Annotated in this window: 11 protein-coding genes; 4 read left to right on the top strand and 7 right to left on the bottom strand. The window is 46.0% G+C overall.

Going from position 1 to position 18,478, the window contains the following annotated elements; all coding sequences use genetic code 11:
• Positions 1–12 precede the first annotated feature (12 nt).
• Complete coding sequence (locus BZA03_RS16430) at positions 13–558, bottom strand: hypothetical protein (RefSeq protein ID WP_039233996.1); 546 nt, start codon at positions 556–558, stop codon at positions 13–15.
• A 237-nt stretch (positions 559–795) separates the two neighbouring features.
• Positions 796–4,131, bottom strand: a complete 3,336-nt coding sequence (locus BZA03_RS16425; protein ID WP_110289356.1) for an amidohydrolase family protein — start codon at positions 4,129–4,131, stop codon at positions 796–798.
• 170 nt (positions 4,132–4,301) lie between these two features.
• Here BZA03_RS16425 and BZA03_RS16420 point away from each other — a divergent pair, with 170 nt between their 5' ends.
• The 3 genes from BZA03_RS16420 (at position 4,302) to BZA03_RS16410 (ending at position 9,986) form a co-directional block, all read left to right on the top strand.
• Positions 4,302–5,432, top strand: coding sequence for a PepSY domain-containing protein (locus BZA03_RS16420; protein WP_075177837.1), 1,131 nt, complete (start codon positions 4,302–4,304; stop codon positions 5,430–5,432).
• An 89-nt stretch (positions 5,433–5,521) separates the two neighbouring features.
• Positions 5,522–7,639: a TonB-dependent receptor gene (locus BZA03_RS16415; protein WP_014977558.1), complete on the top strand. Its 2,118-nt coding sequence runs from the start codon at positions 5,522–5,524 to the stop codon at positions 7,637–7,639.
• 130 nt (positions 7,640–7,769) lie between these two features.
• A complete protein-coding gene (locus BZA03_RS16410; RefSeq protein ID WP_110289355.1) occupies positions 7,770–9,986 on the top strand; it encodes a molybdopterin oxidoreductase family protein in 2,217 nt (738 codons plus the stop codon).
• Between the two features lie 77 nt (positions 9,987–10,063).
• On the opposite strand, the gene gorA is transcribed toward BZA03_RS16410, so the two are convergent.
• From gorA to BZA03_RS16385, 5 genes are all read right to left on the bottom strand, one after another.
• Positions 10,064–11,413, bottom strand: a complete 1,350-nt coding sequence (gene gorA, locus BZA03_RS16405) for a glutathione-disulfide reductase (RefSeq protein WP_039226736.1) — start codon at positions 11,411–11,413, stop codon at positions 10,064–10,066.
• 244 nt (positions 11,414–11,657) lie between these two features.
• A complete protein-coding gene (locus tag BZA03_RS16400) occupies positions 11,658–12,965 on the bottom strand; it encodes a response regulator (RefSeq protein WP_110289354.1) in 1,308 nt (435 codons plus the stop codon).
• Positions 12,966–13,035: 70 nt separating this feature from the next.
• The gene (locus tag BZA03_RS16395) at positions 13,036–14,703 is read right to left on the bottom strand and encodes an ATP-binding protein (protein WP_110289353.1); all 1,668 of its coding nucleotides are present in this window, start codon (positions 14,701–14,703) and stop codon (positions 13,036–13,038) included.
• 10 nt (positions 14,704–14,713) lie between these two features.
• Positions 14,714–15,538: a phosphate/phosphite/phosphonate ABC transporter substrate-binding protein gene (locus BZA03_RS16390; RefSeq protein WP_039226733.1), complete on the bottom strand. Its 825-nt coding sequence runs from the start codon at positions 15,536–15,538 to the stop codon at positions 14,714–14,716.
• Positions 15,539–15,561: 23 nt separating this feature from the next.
• Positions 15,562–16,122, bottom strand: a complete 561-nt coding sequence (locus BZA03_RS16385; protein ID WP_014977552.1) for a response regulator — start codon at positions 16,120–16,122, stop codon at positions 15,562–15,564.
• Between the two features lie 316 nt (positions 16,123–16,438).
• Here BZA03_RS16385 and prlC point away from each other — a divergent pair, with 316 nt between their 5' ends.
• Positions 16,439–18,475, top strand: a complete 2,037-nt coding sequence (gene prlC / locus BZA03_RS16380) for an oligopeptidase A (RefSeq protein ID WP_110289352.1) — start codon at positions 16,439–16,441, stop codon at positions 18,473–18,475.
• Positions 18,476–18,478: the final 3 nt, after the last annotated feature.

Raw genomic sequence — 18,478 nt, 5'->3', positions numbered from 1 at the left:
TCCTCTGATTTTTTATTTACAACCGTATTGCTCTTTTAATGCTTGGAAATGCGCCTTTTCAGACTCAGTTGTTGCTCCTTGCAAGCCGGCAATTACGGCGTCACATACCGCTGAACTTCCACCTTTCGCTTGCCCTCCAACAGACTGTTTTGAAGGATCTGAACTTGAAGTGGTTGTTTGTGTATTCGTCGATGATTCTTGAGACTCAGTGCTGCTTTGTGAGCTAGACTGCCCAGCGCCTGCCCCCGAAGATGATGTGCTCGAGGTATTACCCGCACCAGCGCCTTGCCCTGTACCTTGACCCGCCGCGCTAGCTACGCTTTGTGCGCTCGATTGCGCCGCTGCGTTCATGCATTCTTCGCTTTGGTTTAGCGCGCCAAATAAGGAGTCGTCTAACGCTTGTATTTTCTCCGCTTCTGTCATCGTAGATAGATCTTGTTCGCCAAAATCGAGAACGGCGCAATCTTGATAATAGGTAGGGGCTTCGCTCGTTTGAGCGCCAGCTGAAGCAAAAATGAGTGCGTTAAGCAGTAATGCTAGTGGCAAATAATACTGCATGGCGAATAAGTCCTTTTAATCTGATTTGGGGTGGTTCATATATTACCCTCCATCCTTAAAGCAGTTATACCACTCTTTTACTTAAGACTAAACTCAGTTTTAAACATGCACAGGTAAGTTTTCATATTCAGAAAATAAAAAGCCGACGAAACAGGAAGCTTTCGTCGGCTTTAGCGTTGGGTTAATTAAGGCCTACTAGTGTATGCTATTTATTACTACAGGCCTTTGGACGCAGAATTAATGCTCCCAATGATAGTGGTGCGCTTTCGCTTCCACATCATCTGCCGTTTGTTGCGGCATAAAGGTGGCATTGTCTTGTTCAAAGAAGAACGGCTTGCGTTTTTTCTTACTGCCCACTTCGTTCATGGTGGCCGACTCGTATACGCGTCCATTTAGTACAGTGTATTCTACGAATTCACTCTTTCTAATGTCGCTTAATACGTCGCCATCAATCACCACTAGGTCAGCAAGTTTACCTTTTTCGATACTGCCAAGATCTTTGCCCATACCTAGGTGTTTCGCGCCATCAATAGTACCGCCGCGTAGCGCTTCCCAAGGCGTGAAGCCGCCTTGTTCCATGATCCACAGCTCCCAGTGAGCAGCTAAGCCTTCACGTTGTCCGTGAGCGCCAATATGTACACTGACCCCATTATCTCGAAGCTCTTTGGCGTAGCTTGCTACGTTTTGGTGGTTGTACTGATTTTCTGGCGCAGTAGGTCTGCGGATCGCACGGCTATCTAGAATCGTCGACGGCGTATAACGAAGAAGACGCGGGTTCTTCCAGACTTCAGTTTTGTCGTACCAGTACTCTTCACCCATCATGCCGCCGTACGACACAACAAAGGTCGGCGTATAGCCAAACTCAGTGGCTTTCCACAGTTGAGTGACGTCGCTGTAGCCTTTTTCCACAGGAATGCTGTGCTCAAGACCCGTATGGCCATCTACCAACATAGTCAGATTCTGCTGAAGCTTACCGCCTCCTTCAGGCACTACCATCATCTCTTGATTTTTTGCTGCCCACAGCACTTGCTGACGCTGGTCACGACGCGGCTGATTGTAGCTTTTCACTGAAATAGCACCGGCTTCTTTCAAGCGCTCTACGTGGAAATAGGCATCTTCATAATTGTTGATAATAGCTTTGTAACCTAGTCCTTCTGCACCGTATAAAATCGTGCCGGTGGAGTAGATACGTGGCGCAACAATATCGCCTTTACGCTGTAATTCTGCCGCAGCAAAAATTTCTGTCGTGTCGTTTGAAGGATCATGAATGGTTGTTACGCCGAACGACACATTCGAGTACTGACTCCAGTTTTGCTGAGGAATAATCTCATTGCGGCCCTGCGAGCCGTGCGCGTGCGCATCAACAAGCCCTGGAATAATGGTTTTCCCCGTGGTGTCTATTTGCATTGCATCATCAGGAATGGTCACATCACCACGTTTACCCACTGCTTCAATGCGGTTGTCTTTAATCAGCACAACGCCATCTTCAATCACCTCTTGGGTGTTGTCGGCATCGCGCATGGTTACCACTTTACCGCCAACCAAAGCTTTGTAACCAGATGGCTTGTCAGCTTTAGTGGTAAACGACAAATCCATACCTTCAGCTACCGGCTCAGGCAGCGTTTCCGCTGCGCCATCAACAAAGGCAAAGGCTTCATCGAGTGAACGGCTAAATAGCGTAGGGCCGTTAAACCAGCTAAGGGTTCTATTGTCAGGCGACCACGTTAAGTATTCACCTGCACGGCTTGAGAGCTGCGTTACCGGCAGTGAGGTCATGTTCGGGCCTATGGTGATGCGCTTGCCATTTTCGACAAACGGCGCCACGTACGTTTTGAACTGGTAAACAAACGCAACCCATTTCTTATCGTGTGAAAGTTTGTACTCACTTACTTTATCTGCACCGTAAAGGTGAGTTCGCTTGTCGTTACCCTTAAGGTTAACGCTTGAAAGCTGGGTTTCGTAGTAAGCTTCGCCGCCCGCTGATTCGGTGAAATACACTCGGTCGTCGTTACCCGCGAAATGCGCGTTGTAGCCGCCATCAGAGACTTTTTCTACAGTGTCTTTTTCAAGGTCTGCTACGTAAATTCCTGGCTCAACCGAGTATTTGGGGTCTAGTAAGTAGCCGCCCGTAAACTTGCGGAAGACGACTTTCTCGCCATCGGCAGAGAACGATGGCTCAATGTAGTGACCTGGCTGCTGGGTAACAACCTTTCCTTTCCCGCCACGAGCAGAAACCACGCGAACGGTGCCTAGGTCTTGGTCATTCCATGTCGTATAAACAATCGACTTTCCGTCGTTAGAGAAGCGCGGATAGTATTCGTCATGGTCGTTTTGTTTCGTTAAACGCTTAATTTTGCCAGATTTAACGTCGCGCACATAAAGTTTACCTAACGCTTGGAAGAGTACGGATTTACCGTTGGGCGACATTTGAGACCAGCGGATCATGCGAACGTCAAATTCATCAGGTGCGACATCTACGTCAAAGCGTAACGCATCGGCAAATTTCACCGTGCCTTCAACGGTCACGTCCATGGTGCTGGTGGTTTTATCTTTCACGTTAATAGTGTGGAACTTACCGCCTGTCCAATATACGATTTCGCTGCTGTCTGGCATCCAGTCGAAGTAGGCAAAGTAACCTTCCGAGCCAAAGCCTTCCTGCATATCTCGCTCTAGTTCTAACGTCAGTGGTGTTTCTACACCTGTCTTGATGTCTTTAATGAAAAGCGCGGTTCTATCTTTAACGCGACGAACAAAAGCGATGTATTTACCGTCAGGTGAAGGCGTAGGTACCACAGCGCCGCCCGTACCGCTAATATAGCGGCTCTCTTCGCCGGTTTCGCGGTCGTAGCGAGTGATAGCAAAAATGCCTTCTAACGGGTCGCGGTTATATTCAAAGCGGGCGCCCGGAACCGTATTTTCGGTAAAGTAAATATACTTGCCGTCATGAGAGAATACAGGGTCAGCAATGTTTTGTTGGTCGCGCTTTCCGCTGTTACGAGCTTTAATTTGTAGGCCGTCACCACCTGATTTGTGGTACATCCATATCTCGCCCGCAGGAATACTACGGCTAGACATGATGCCTTTGGTTACCACTAGGTATTCGCCGTCTGGGCTCCATTTAGGAGAGTGGATAAGATTGCTTTTCTCTTTGGTTACCTGACGAAGATTACTACCGTCAATGTCCATAACCCATACGTTACTTAACCCATCTTTATCCGAGATAAATGCGATCTGTTTACCGTCTGGAGAAATTGAAGGGTGAATATTCCATGCGAAGTCTTGGGTCAGCGGGGTCGCATCGCCACCACTCATGCTCACTTTGTACAAGTCGCCCAGCATGTCAAAAACCATAAACTCGCCATTTGGTGCAACGTCTAAGCTAGACCACGTGGTTTCGTTTGTTTTGATAGTGACTTCGTTTAATGCATAAGGTGGGTTGCTGACTTCCCACGTTTCAAGCTCGGATTCTGTTTTTTCTTCACTGTCGTTTTGGGCGTATAAAGTAGGTGCGACGCCCAAGCCCAGGGCGCTTACTAGCGTGATGGCCAGTAAACTTTTCTTTGTCGTTATCATAATTGTGTTTCCAACCGCTTGTTATTTATTTTTTGTCTACATCAGAGTACATGACTTAACATGAAGATACGTACTCTTGAATTGTAAAACTAAGGTTAATCTTACTGCAAAGTAGGATAGATTCATTTAGCTTATGCGATTGTAAGCACGATTTTAGCGTTTAACTTTCATTGACCAATTTTCGAGAATCGTTACTATTCGCGTTTATTTCGCAATTTGTGAGCGCTGTTTTGAAACTTTGGGTACGACGACTGCACCTTCTATTAGCGCTGGTATGTGGGTTATTTATTATTTGCCTTAGCATCACCGGTGCATTGCTAATTTATGCAAAAGATATCCAAACCTTTGTCCAACCAGAGAAGTGGACCATAGAATCTCACGAATCGCCCTTACCCCTTTCTTACATAGTGAATGCGCTGGAAGACGAGACGGGTCAGAAAGTCGAGCTTTTAATGCCCGAGTCAGACCCTGAACTCGCTTGGCAAGGGAAGCTCAACAATGGCGAATACGTAAGCGTAAACCCCAACTCTGCCGAAATACTTCATAGGTACGATTATTACAGCACGTTTTATGGGTTCACCATGGCTATCCATCGATGGCTGTTGTATCAAGATGGTGACAACGAAAGGCCACTTAGAAATTGGGTGTCTGTTAGTGCCTTAGTTCTACTTCTTGAAGTAATTGTGGGTTTTTACCTTTGGGTAAAGCCAAAAAATAGAATAAAACGCCTTGCGATTAAACGCCGCGCCAAGTTTCGAATTCTCATGTATCAACTTCATACAGTGCTGGGCGTTTATTTGGCTATACCACTAATACTCATCGCTTTTAGTGGCATGGCGTTTAATTGGAATAGCGCTACGCAGCAGGTGGTGGAAACCGTTACTTTTTCAAAAGTTGAGAAAAGGCCCGTACCTGAACCGTTATCCCACGATGCTAGTAGTGCTTCAGTGGCTATCGATACATCTTATCAAAACGCCATAGCGGTGTTTCCCAATGCGTCACTATTTCGCATTTACTTCCCAAAAAATTCAGGCGAACACATAGGTTTCAGAATGCAAAACCCCGGCGAGTCTCACGCCTACAGCTGGGTTTGGACAAACCCTCAAAATGGAGAAATAACGGGTTATTACGATGCATCAAAAGCGAACGTAGCGACGCAGGTTTGGAACTTCAAATACAAGTTTCACATTGGTGATTTCGCGGGCCCATTGCTTGAATCTATCTGGTTATTTATCGCATTACTCCCTGCGTTTTTTACGATAACAGGATTTTACTTTTGGTATAAACGCCACTTTAGATAATGAGAATAATTTTCATTATCTTTACATTGTTCTTCTACACCTTTAGTATAACGCGCCTTTCGTAACCTTATTTTCTTAAAAGAGTTTTCATGTTTAGACCATCGCTTACGCTCATTGCCTTAGCCGTTAGTGCGCCTTCTTTTGCTAATGATGCCCAAAAGGATATGGAACGTATTATCGTTTCTGGAAGCCGTGTTATTGAAAGTATTGATGAAGTACCAGCGTCAATCACCGTTATTTCAAGAAAGCAGATTGAAGATCACCTGAAGGTAAATCCCGAGTTACAGAGCTTGTTAGCGCAGATGGTGCCGGGCTTAGCTCCAGATACAGGTAGTTCGAGCAATACTGGCCAGTCTTTGCGCGGACGAGCTCCGCTTGTGATGATTGACGGTGTGCCTCAGTCCACGCCGCTTAGAAATGGCTCGTTAGGTGTGAAAACGATTGACCCTAGCGCGCTTGCTAGAATTGAGGTAATTAAGGGCGCTACGTCTGTTTATGGCAATGGAGCGTCGGGCGGTATTATCAACTACATTACCAAACAAGCAACAGCGCAAGACACGCATGAGGGCCAAGTAAGTTTGTCTTCACGTTTCAGCGCAGTGAAGCTTGAAGAGTCAGCCGGTGCGCGTATTTCAGCTGCGATTAACGGCAAGGTGGAGAATTTCGATTACCTTGTTACCGCCAGTTACGAGGAAAACGGCGTTCAGCGCGATGCAGAAGGCGACATCTTAGGTTTGCAGTACGGCCTGTCAGACGCTGAAACACAGAATTACTTTACCAAATTAGGTTACGACTTCGACCAAGAAAAGCGTCTTCAATTTAGCTACAACTACTTTAGCTCTCAACAAAAAACTGATTTGGGAGATGTTCCCGGAGACATCAACGAAGGCGTGAAAACCTACGCTATTCACGTACCTGAAGCTCTGCAAAAACGCGGTAAACCTCAGGGGCCTGACGGAAATGAGAACATCACCTTGAAATACACAGACAGCAATATCTTTGCAAACAGTGAAATGACGCTTGATGTGTACTCGCAAGATATTGAGAACGTATTCTTCTTTTCGCCTAACTTAGCTAACCCCGATGAAGGCTACGACGGCGGCCAGTCTATTATTCGCTCTGAAAAGCGCGGCGCTCGCGCGACATTTAATACTGCCATTGATTTCGATGGCGTAGAAGCCACGTTTATCTATGGTATCGACGCGCTAAAAGACACTACCTCACAACCGCTGGTTGATGGGCGCGTGTGGGTTCCTGAAATGGAAATGGACAGCTTAGCTGGCTTTTTACAAACAAAATGGGTAATTCACGACGACCTTATTGTAAAGGCAGGTGTGAGAAGGGAAAGTATCGATTTATCGGTTGATGACTACGAAACACTGAAGCTGTGTCGCTCTGAAACTCAATGCTCTGTTCCTCTTCAAGTTAAGGGGGACACTATAGATTACGACGCCACTACTTATAATATTGCGATAAAGTACAACTGGAGCGACAGCTTTAGCCCGTTCTTCAATTACTCGCAAGGTTCAGATATCGCTGACATTGGCCGCCTACTGCGCGCTGCAACGGTAGATGATATTGGTCTTATTCAAACGGAGGCTTCTATCATCGATAACTACGAAGTGGGCTTCACCTCTCTTTTCGACCAAGTACGCCTTGAAGTTGCGGCTTACAGAAGTACATCTGAACTCGGTACGACCAATAGTTTCAACGAGGTGACAGGTGTGTATGAGCCTGTTCGCGCACCGCAGGAAATTTGGGGTTATGAAGGCTTAGTAGACTATCGAATCTCTGAAACGCTCAACGTGGTAGCCACATATAGTTACGTTGAAGGGAAAAATACCGAAGCTGATGTGTACCTTGGCTCTCGCCAAATTAGTCCACCCAAAGCAACGGCAAACGTAAACTGGAAGCCATCAGACACTTTATCGTTAACAGTTAGCTATCTGTATGTGGGTGATCGTAAACGCTTCTCGCCAAATGCTGACGGCGACTATGTGGGCGATCAAGGACCTATATCGAGCTATAATATTGTTAACCTAAGTGGACAGTACCAGTTCGCTGAAAACTGGAATGCGTTTATGGGTGTCGAGAACCTGTTTAACAGCGACTACTATCCTGCGCGCGCTCAGTCGTATACTTACGGTGGCTACAATATTAAAGGATTAGGCACCACAGCAACCCTTGGTGTGACTTACTCTTTCTAACCAATAGCACCTCGTCTAATTGTGGCGAGGTGCCTTCTCTTTACCATCACTTTCAGTGATGCTTGTCTATTACAGCAATAATCGCTAATTTCGTAACAACTCATTAACAATGAATTGTGTAGGAATTACCGTGAGCAACGCTGAACAACAATTGCATTATTCTACTTGTACGCTTTGTGAAGCAATGTGTGGTATTGAGGTAGCGACGAAAGACCGTCAAATACTGTCAATAAAAGGGGATAAAGATAACCCCTTTAGCCAAGGTCATATTTGCCCGAAAGCGAGTGCGTTAAAAGACTTGTACGACGATCCTGACCGCTTGAAGCGCCCGGTAAAAAGGGTACGAATTGACGGCGAAGACAGCGCCTGGGAAGAGATTACGTGGGATGAAGCCTTTGATTTGGTCGCAAGCAAGTTACACCACATCCAGCAGGCCCACGGCAATAATGCGGTAGGTGTGTATTTAGGAAATCCTAATGCGCACAATATGGGCTCAATATTATTCGGACCGTATTTCTATCGTTCCCTCAAGTCGCACAACCGCTATTCCGCTACCTCCGTTGACCAGTTGCCCCATCATATTGTTAGTCGACGACTGTTTGGTCATATCTCCCAAATTCCCATTCCTGACATTGATCACACGCAGCACTTTATGATCATCGGCGGGAATCCGCTGGCCTCCAATGGCAGCATTATGACCGTGCCAAACGTGAAAAAGCGTTTAAAGGGCATTCAAAAACGTGGAGGGAAGGTCGTCGTTATCGACCCTAAACGCAGCGAAACTGCCGATATTAGCTGTGAACATCACTTTATTCGTCCAGGCAGTGACGCGCTGTTACTGCTAGCTATGCTGCATGTATTGTTTGAAAAGCAGTTATACAAGGCGGATGAAATTTTACCTTATGCCGAGGATATAAAAGCGGTCGAAAAATACGTTCGCGATTATTCACCACAAAAGGTGAGCGAGCTTACCGGTATTACAGCTTCACAAATCACTCAGCTTGTTTTGGACTTCTGCAATGCTGAGTCTGCAGTTTGTTATGGAAGGATGGGGGCTAGCGTACAAGCGTTTGGTACGCTCACTCAGTATCTCATCATGCTCTTTAATATGCTCACCGGAAACCTAGATAAGCGGGGTGGCATGATGTTTACTCAGCCAGCCGCTGACGTATTACCTGTATCAGGCAAGGGCAGCATGGGCGGATTTATTTCTCGCGTAAGAGGGCTTCCGGCGTTTGCTGGTGAGTATCCGGTAGCGTGTTTAGCCGAGGAAATCTTAACCCCGGGGGAAGGACAAATTAAGGCCATGGTAATTGGTGCAGGTAATCCCGTGGTCACTACGCCAAATGCAGAACAGCTTGATAAAGCATTTTCTCAACTCGATTTTATGGTTGCGGTGGATTTTTACGTTACCGAAACCTCCCGACATGCAGATGTGATCCTTCCTCCGGTAACCGCGCTAGAACGCGACCACTACGACATTGTTTTTCACAACTTTGCCGTGCGAAATTTCGCTAAGTATTCGGAAGCGGTGGTGGACATTGACGAAGACCAGCTTAGCGACTGGCAAATATACCTTTCGTTAGCCGAAAGGCTCGATGCGCTAAACGGAAAAAACACCGCACACTATGCTGCGCTTTGGGACAAGCAGCCTAAAGGTGTGGTCGATGATTTGTTGCAAGAAGGTCTTTATGGTCGAGCAGCAAGTAAAAGCGAAAAAGTTGAGGCAAAATTAAGCGAAACTGCAACCGCTATTCCGGAAGGCGGGCTGTCGATTGATACGCTTAAAGCATATCCACACGGTATCGACTTGGGGCCGCTACAACCGTCTTTGCCTCATGCCTTGTTCCATGAAGATAAGAAGATTCACTTAGACTTTGATTATTTCATGTCTGACTTAGACAGGGTTAACACGCATTTCTTTGGAAAAGCGAACCATGGTACGCCGCAAAATCAGCCCGTTGTTTTGATAGGGCGCCGGCATATTAAAACCAATAATTCGTGGCTGCATAACAGCCCTCGTATGGTGAAAGGTAATAACCGCTGTACGCTGCAGCTTCACCCTGATGACGGGGCAAAATACGGCATTGCAGATGGCGATGAGGTAAGTGTGAAATCGCGGGTTGGCCGGCTAACCATAGAGGCTGAAATCACAGATGCAATTATGCCCGGCGTGGTGTCAATTCCCCATGGATGGGGGCACAACAAAAAAGGTATAAAGCTGTCTGTGGCAAGTCAGCACCCTGGGGTAAACACCAATATTCTTACTGACGATTTACAGGTAGACGAATTATCGGGAAATGCGGTGCTAAATGGCGTGCCCGTTGATCTAGAAAAAGTAAGTTAAACACATAAAAAAAGCCGGTATTAACTAATAAGCTAATGCCGGCTTTTGTGAGAAAGCGCTCAATTGAGCGCGTCTCTCTAGGTCATCGTAACAAACTCTTCTGCACTGGTAGGGTGAATAGCTACACACGCATCAAAGTCAGCTTTAGTCGCCCCCATTTTTATGGCAACGGCGAAGCCTTGCAGAATTTCATCCATGCCGTGCCCAATACCGTGAAGGCCTACCACTTTTTCGTCTTTACCCGTACATACAAGCTTCATCTTTGTCATTTGACGATGGCGGGTTACCGCGGTGTACATAGACGCAAAACTAGAGGTGTACACTTTAACGTTGTCTTCACCGTATTCTTCAATAGCTTCTGGCTCTGTAAGGCCAATAGTGCCAATGGGTGGATGACTAAACACAACGGTTGGAATAAGCGAGTAATCCATGTGAGCGTCTTTTTGGCCGTTGAATAAGCGTTCGCTTAGCAAGCGACCCGCTTTAACTGCCACCGGAGTAAGCTCTGCTTCACCAGTAATATCACCAACTGCGTAGACATTCTTTGCCGTGGTGTTTTGATATTTATCTACCTTAACCGTGCCGTTGTCGTTCAGTTCAACGTCGGTATTTTCAATATCAATTTTGTCGGTAGAGGGTTTACGGCCAATCGCCCAAATCAAGCAGTCAGCTTTTAACACTTCGCCATTGGTTAAGTGTACTGATAGCTCGCCATCGTCAGCTTTTTCCACTTTCTCTACGCTAGCATGGTCGTGTAATTTGCAACCTTCAGCGTGGATCATATCCACTAAGGTTTCGTGAATAATAGGGTCGAAATTTCTAAGCGGAGCGTGTTTGCGAACTACCAGATGCGATTCTGTACCAAGGGCGTGAAGAACGCCGGCCAGTTCAACTCCAATGTAGCCTGCGCCAACCACGACAGCGCGCTTCGGCTGCTCTTTCAGGGCAAAGAAACCATCAGAATCAATACCGTACTCAGCACCTTCAATATCTGGGATGATTGGGCGGCCGCCTACAGCAATCGTAATATGGTCAGCCGTGTACTTTTCGCCGTTGACTTCTACCGTGTTGTTATCGATAAACTTCGCGAAACCGCGAATTAAGGTAACGTCATTTGCGGTAAGAGCGCGGTCGTAAGAAGCATGAATACGCTCAATATAAGCCTGGCGGCTGGCAATTAGGCTGTCCCAGCTAAAGTGATTTACCGACAAATCGAACCCGTATTCAGGTGCATAGCGATGTATCGCTTCAGCCACCTGTGCTCCGTACCACATGGCTTTTTTAGGCACGCAGCCAACGTTCACGCAAGTACCGCCAATATCTTTCGCTTCAATGATGGCGGCCTTCTTTCCATGTTTAGCTGCACGGTTTGCAGATGCGATACCACCGCTGCCACCGCCAATACATATATAATCAAAATGTGTCATTCAAAAAGCCTTCTTTGTCGGTTAGGCGAACGTAAACGATAAGCATAAATGCCTTCGGAAGGTTCGCACAGCAAATCATTCTCTATCGGTCTTGTCATAAAGAATAATCAAAAGACCGAGATTTGCTTTAGGGAATTTCATTTAGTTTATCAATGGGGACAGTGCAGCCTAATTAAAAGGCTAAGACAAAGCGAAGCATATTCATGCATCGCTCATCCTGCTTTCAGCACGTAATCTTTAAAGCTTATTCACTTATAGTAGCAGAAAGCTCTTCTGGTTCTATTTGAATACTAAACGCTTTTCCACGTTCTTCTTCAAAGTGTACGAGTTTTTGAATGGTGGCATCACTAAACACATGTCCCTCGGGAAGGATAAGGATGTGACTATCGTTATACAAATTTTGGGCTAGTACCATGCCTGCTTTGAGCTGCGAGGCTTTCAATGATGTAGAAAGCAGTTTAGACGTTGTCACATCTTCAGCTTCGAGTAAAAGGTCCAAAAACTCGCCGTCATAGCGGGTATTTCGGTGCTTTTTCATTTCTAATTTGGCATCGCGAGGGCTCATTTCCACACCACTCATTCTGCCGGTTACCAAGCGCCAATAATCTCGGGCAATCGCTAAAATACGCGCGCCTGCGGGAATTTCTTTGGCAACTTTGTTATACAAACCAGAGCCATTGTAGTGCTCGAATTGAAACTCGATGATATCTGAAACTTGATGCAGCTCGTGCGCCGGCGCGAGGATCAGTGCCGCCTGTTTGGTTTGCGACAAGTAATTTTGTTGCTGTTGATATTTAAGCTTTGAAAATGGCGCTTTGAAATCTTCGGTTTCAAGCCCTAGCAGGCCTAGCTCACAAATAAGGCCGGCATAGCGCACTTGTTTTATTTCGTCTTTCTCTAAACGAGCAATACGCGCAAGTTTCGACGCTAACTCACTCACCTCAATAGCAAACTTACCGTTGATGTTTGGATTAATGCTTATCACGTTGAACAGCACCTGCTCCATTGCAAGGTTGTGTTTTTCGATTTTATTTAGCGCCGCTTTTATCTGGCGCGTGCGCTTTTGAACCACTTGTTCTAGCGAGGCATTTACGTCGCGTAGCTTTTTATTTTGCAGTCGTGTTAGTTTTTGTAGACGAAGGTTTTCCGCCTTTAACTTAACGCGTTCTAAGCCTTCTTCTACAACAGCAATAAGCTCTTGGTTGTCCCATGGCTTTTGCAGGTAACGGTGTATCTTGCCTTGGTTTACGGCTTTAATTGTTGACTCAATGTCGGCATAGCCAGTGAGCACAACTCTAAATGTCTCGGGATAATTGATAGCGACCTGTTCGAGTAATTCCGCACCTGACATCTGCGGCATTTTCATGTCAGAAATAACTACGTGAACATCGTGTTTACTCATTAAATCTAACGCTTTGGCACCACTATCAGCAAGCAGTAAGGTGATGTCCATAGTGAACAGCGCACGCTTGATAGCGCGAAGGATATTCGGCTCGTCGTCGACAAATAGAACCGTATAGTTCGTGGCTTGTTCTGTAGTAGGCTCTGTCATAAATTATTATCCTTATAAGCGACGTTACAACTATTACACGCAATGCTGCTTGATAACACTATTAGTTGATTCATCCTTCGCTCTCTAATGTTTTATCTGAGTGTGAAACAAGGGGGAGCGCTAATGTAAATATGCTTCCTTCTCCCTCTTTACTGGTGGCTGAGAGCGTGCCGCCATGCTCCTGAGCAATGCCAAACGAAATTGAAAGACCTAAGCCAGTGCCTTGCCCTTCAGGTTTAGTTGTAAAAAATGGATTGAAGAGTTTGTCTAAATGACTTGATGGAATACCGCAGCCAGTGTCTTCTACACGAAGCTCGACAAACTTGCCCGCAGTACAGGTGGTAATAGTTATCTTACCGTTCTTACCCGTGCTCTCTATCGCTTGTCCCGCGTTAATGAGTAAGTTGGTAACAACTTGAGAAACCTTGCCTACATTCATGGCAACGTCAGGGACTTTGCCTAAATGCGTTTCAACAGTGCAAATATACTTTAATTGGTTGTTCACCATGGCAAGGGTAGTGCGTACACAATCATTAATGTTGTGCTGCTGCATGTGGTCACTGTCTACCCGAGAGAATAGCTTTAACCCTTTTACAATTTCAGCAACCCGACTTAAACCGTCTCTCGAATCGCTGAGGAGGTCGGTGATATCTTCATTGATAAACGCCATATCCTGATTAGCTAACATTTTTTCTAGTTCTGATAAGGCAGAAGCACGCTTACCCTCGTCTTGTTCATTAAGCACCGCGTTAATTTGTGAGAATATCATTTGGTAGGTAGCAACGTACTCGCTTAAGGTGGATATGTTGCTGCTGACAAAACCGACAGGATTGTTAATTTCATGGGCGACCCCCGCTGCTAGCTGGCCAACTGACGCCATTTTCTCAGCTTGAAGTAGTTGTACCTGGGTCTCTTTTAGATCTTTATTGGCCTCTTGGAGTTGATAGTTTTTCTGATGCAGCAATGCGGTTCTATCCTGAACCTTTTCTTCAAGTAGCGTGTTAAGCTCTTTAAGCTCATCTTGCGCGTATTGACGCTGCGCATGTTCTTCTTTTAAACGCTCAACCAGTTGATTAAATGCCTCTGCCAGTTCGCTTAACTCATCAGTGCCGCGCACGGGAACAAAAACATCTTGATAGCTGTTGTTTTTCACTGCATCACCTAAACGTTTAGCGCCTTCGTGTAATTGATGAAGCTGCGACATCAGGTAAGAACCAAGTAAGTAAGAGCACAATCCGACCAAAATAAATTCTAGAAAAGCCAGTGTAACTGTCCAGTTTCTCACCCTTGATACAGATTCAGTTACTGAAGCAATGTTAAGCCCAATCTCTACATAGCCGTACAAAGTCCTGTTCACCATGATGGGGGCTCGGGTGTCGTAAATACCATCATCAGCGTCCGAAACACTTGTGTCGGCAGTAAAAGGGCGGTTTAGTGCGTTGGTGTTACCCTTTTCTACGAAAACTCTGCCTAATTTGTCTTTAACTTTGACGTAAGCAATATTGGGGTTGGTAAGAATTTCTGAGACGTCGGCATCTAGAGCTGCAAGGTCATAACTTAAAAAGGCATTTTTTGTCGTCGAAACAAAAAGGGCAACTGTGGTGTCGGCTGACTTCTTTATATTACTGTCGACAAGGTCATTAAGTAGCTGAAACACCGTCACAATGAGCACTAGCAGCAAAAGCGCTGCTATTGATGCGAGGCCTGTTATTGTTTTTATACGCAACGACAGTTTCATACGAGTCTACTCATAAATGCGGCCTCGATAGGGATGCTATTCCCAATGCTCTCACGTCGTCCCAATCACTGTCGTTTGACGCTATAAAGCCGTTAAACCCAATACCTTTTAAAATCCAAGACTTACTTGTGTCATTCGACAAAGCAAGTAATGCATTAAGAATAGCTTGTCTGTCAGCGAGCGCCATATTTGGATGGGTTGCGATAGCATGAGGCGTATAACCCTTGCTCTTCCATAGGATGCGTAATTCTTGTTTAACGTCATCAGGTGAACTGTTGAGCGTACGGACAATGCCACCCCCAGCATTGAAAAAGCCCCGTTGTACTGCGAGGTACACAGAGTCATGAGAATTGACGTAGCGCGGTACAAAAGCAATGCTTTTCATCCGCAAGTGAGCGCTTGTGATAATTGTGGCAGCAAACGCAGCTGGCGCTGGGAAGGCTACTTCAGTACCGCTTAAGTCATCCAGAGAGCGTATGGGGCTGTCTTTATGTACAACAAGTAAGCCGCGAATTTCTTTATCGCGTTGGCGCGCAAGCGCGCGGTATCCCGCAGATTCATTAAAGACCACAAAGTGGTAGGGGTTCATGTAGGCAATATCATATTTGCCGTCGGCGAGATTCGCCTCAAAAGTGGGAATGTCTTTTGCAGTTTTAAAATCAATCTTAAAACCGGTGTAATTGCTCACATAGTCGATTAAGGGTTGCCATGTTTCAGCCATTTTCTTGGCAGACTGCTGAGGTACAACAGCAAAAGTAAGGGGTTTAGCATTTGTCGGTAATGCGCAAACACCTACAAGCAAACTTAAAAGAGCGAATCGCGATAACCAAGCCATAATGTCACTCCCTTTAAATCGATTTACATCGACATAAACTGCTCAAGGACCATTGTTAAGTCATGATTTGAGAACGGCTTTTGTAAGGTGGCATCAGCCCCTATCTCAAGCGCGCGCTCCAGGCTAATTTCATCGAGTGCCGATATGACCACAATTTTGAGATCTTTATATTTACTTTGATCTCGCGTGAATTCGATAACGCTGTAACCGTCCATGCCTGGCATACTTAAATCAAGGGTCATGACTTTGGGCTCGTATTGGCTCAGCATAATCCCCGCTTGGAAGCCGCCTGTAGCGATATACGACTCATAACCCGCCCGTCTGGCCACGCGCTGAATAGACTTGGCAACTGGCATTTCATCGTCAACAATTAATATTGAGGGCGTGGCAATGCCTTTCAATGAATCGGGAATTGGCATGTCGTGTCGTTCAAGAAAGGCGACAAAATCTTCTACTAATACTCTGTTGTTTCCACGCCCAGGAAGTTTGAAGCCTTTCAGCTTGCCGCTTTCGATCCATCGAATTACGGTGCGCAGATTTACATCGCAATACGAGGCTATTTCGCCTGAGGTCAACGTTTTCATATCTATGCCTTGTAGATTTATTAATCGAAATTATAGACGCTGAACAGCGAAGGGACAAAGTAGACAAAAGGATGAAATGTGACATTTGTGACAGAGCTTGGCGGAGCTGACTGTGTTGTTCAGTTTTTATGAGGGGCATTAAGAAAAACGGTGCAGCGGCATTCATTGAATTCGTAAATATAGGCAATAATCATGATCCATGCACGTTAACGGCAAGTAAGTTCAAAATAGGTCAACAGTGGCTAAAACAATAGCTTGCTTTTAATCAGCGAAGCCCCATCATTATTCTATCAACGTGTTAAGAGTGAAAAAGATTATGACAACCCCTGCAATTGAAATGGTAGATGGTCTACCAATTTTTTCTGCTATTGAACCTGCCTCTATTAAGCCTGCAATTGAAAAAGCCATTGCGGCGTGCAAAAGCGAAATAGAAGAGGTCGTGGCGTCGAAAGATTACTCTTACAAAAATCTAGTGCTGCGCCTTGAAGAGGTGGACGACCGTTTAAGCAAAATGTTCTCGCCGGTGTCTCATATGAATAGCGTGGTGAGCAGCGATGAATTGCGTGAAGCCCACGATGCGTGTTTGCCACTATTATCTGAATACGGAACGTGGGTAGGCCAGCACGAAGGCCTTTACAATGCTTACGCTTCCCTCAAAGCGTCTGACGAATTTGCGACGTTAAGCGAAGAACAACAAAAAGTGATTGAAAACGCCGTTCGCGATTTCACCTTGTCAGGTGTAGCGCTTCCCGCAGAGCAAAAGAAGCGTTTTGCAGAGATTCAGGCAAAGCTTAGCGAGCTATCATCAACCTTTTCCAACAATGTGATGGACGCCACTATGGGCTGGACCAAGCACATTACCGATGAAGCTGAACTTGCCGGTATGCCAGAATCAGCCCTTGAAGCGGCGGCACAAGCTGCGCACCAAAAAGACTTGCAGGGCTGGTTGTTTACGTTAGACATTCCGTCTTATTTACCTGTAATGCTTTACGCGGATAATCGCGAACTTCGCGAAGAAATGTATCGTGCCTATGCCACAAAAGCGTCTGATCAAGGCCCGAATGCGGGTAAGTGGGACAACACCGACATTATTAAAGAGACGTTAATGCTGCGTACTGAACTGGCTGAATTGCTTGGCTTTTCAAGTTATGCAGAGCGTTCCCTGGCGACCAAAATGGCAGACTCTACCGATCAGGTTATCGGGTTCTTACGTGATTTGGCGGCGAAGTCTAAGCCTCAGGCAGAAAAAGAGCTTGAAGAAGTAAAAACGTACGCAAAAGACAAGCACGGTGTTACTGAGCTAGCGGCATGGGATTTACCGTATTATAGCGAGAAGCTGAAGCAGGAAAAGTACACGATTTCTGATGAAATGCTGCGCCCTTATTTCCCTGAAGATAAAGTGTTGTCTGGTTTATTCGAAGTTGTACATCGCCTGTACGGCTTAAAAATTATCGAGCAGCCTGGTATTGACACGTGGCATAAGGATGTACGCTACTTCACCATAACTGACGATGCCGATGTAATGCGCGGCAGTTTTTACCTAGACTTGTATGCACGCGCGAAAAAACGTGGCGGCGCGTGGATGGATGAATGTCGAGTTCGTCGTGAAAAAATGGATGGCGAATTACAGCTGCCCGTGGCGTACCTAACCTGTAACTTCAACGCGCCTGTGGGTGATAAGCCTGCGCTATTTACCCACGATGAAGTGGTAACCTTGTTCCATGAGTTTGGCCACGGTATTCATCATATGCTTACTAAAATGCGCGTAGCGGGTGTGTCGGGTATTAACGGTGTACCGTGGGATGCGGTTGAATTGCCAAGCCAGTTTTTAGAAAACTGGTGCTGGGAAGAAGACGCACTTAACTTTATCTCTGGTCACTATGAAACCGGTGAACCGCTCCCTGCTGATTTACTTGACCGTATGCTTGCTGCACGTGATTACCAGTCCGCTATGCAGATGGTACGCCAGCTTGAATTTAGTCTTTTTGATTTCTTACTGCATAGCGAAAAGGGCAGCAAGGTAGACGTACAGGGCACATTGGATATAGTGCGTGAAGAAGTGGCGGTAGTTATTCCTCCCTCGTTTAACCGTTTCCAAAACGGCTTTGGTCACATATTTGCTGGTGGCTACGCAGCGGGTTACTACAGCTACAAGTGGGCAGAGGTACTTTCTGCCGACGCGTACAGCAAGTTTGAGGAAGATGGCATCTTTAATCGCGACACGGGCAAAGCGTTCTTAGAAAACATTTTAGAAATGGGCGGCAGTAAGTCTCCTATGGACTTGTTTATTGCCTTTAGAGGCCGCGAGCCGCAAGTTGACGCTTTGCTTCGTCACAGCGGTATTAAAGGCTAGGCA

Source organism: Alteromonas sp. I10, assembly GCF_003201515.1.
Classification (GTDB): Bacteria; Pseudomonadota; Gammaproteobacteria; order Enterobacterales; family Alteromonadaceae; genus Alteromonas; species Alteromonas macleodii.
The sequence above is the reverse complement of the archived record's forward strand: the minus strand, read 5'-3'. Positions and strand labels throughout refer to the sequence as shown.

Coding starts and splice junctions, on each gene's coding strand:
- BZA03_RS16390 (WP_039226733.1), bottom strand. CDS start 15,538: ATGGCTTGGTTATCGCGATTCGCTCTTTTAAGTTTGCTTGTAGGTGTT.
- BZA03_RS16400 (WP_110289354.1), bottom strand. CDS start 12,965: ATGACAGAGCCTACTACAGAACAAGCCACGAACTATACGGTTCTATTT.
- gorA (WP_039226736.1), bottom strand. CDS start 11,413: ATGACACATTTTGATTATATATGTATTGGCGGTGGCAGCGGTGGTATC.
- BZA03_RS16425 (WP_110289356.1), bottom strand. CDS start 4,131: ATGATAACGACAAAGAAAAGTTTACTGGCCATCACGCTAGTAAGCGCC.
- BZA03_RS16395 (WP_110289353.1), bottom strand. CDS start 14,703: ATGAAACTGTCGTTGCGTATAAAAACAATAACAGGCCTCGCATCAATA.
- BZA03_RS16430 (WP_039233996.1), bottom strand. CDS start 558: ATGCAGTATTATTTGCCACTAGCATTACTGCTTAACGCACTCATTTTT.
- BZA03_RS16385 (WP_014977552.1), bottom strand. CDS start 16,122: ATGAAAACGTTGACCTCAGGCGAAATAGCCTCGTATTGCGATGTAAAT.
- prlC (WP_110289352.1), top strand. CDS start 16,439: ATGACAACCCCTGCAATTGAAATGGTAGATGGTCTACCAATTTTTTCT.
- BZA03_RS16415 (WP_014977558.1), top strand. CDS start 5,522: ATGTTTAGACCATCGCTTACGCTCATTGCCTTAGCCGTTAGTGCGCCT.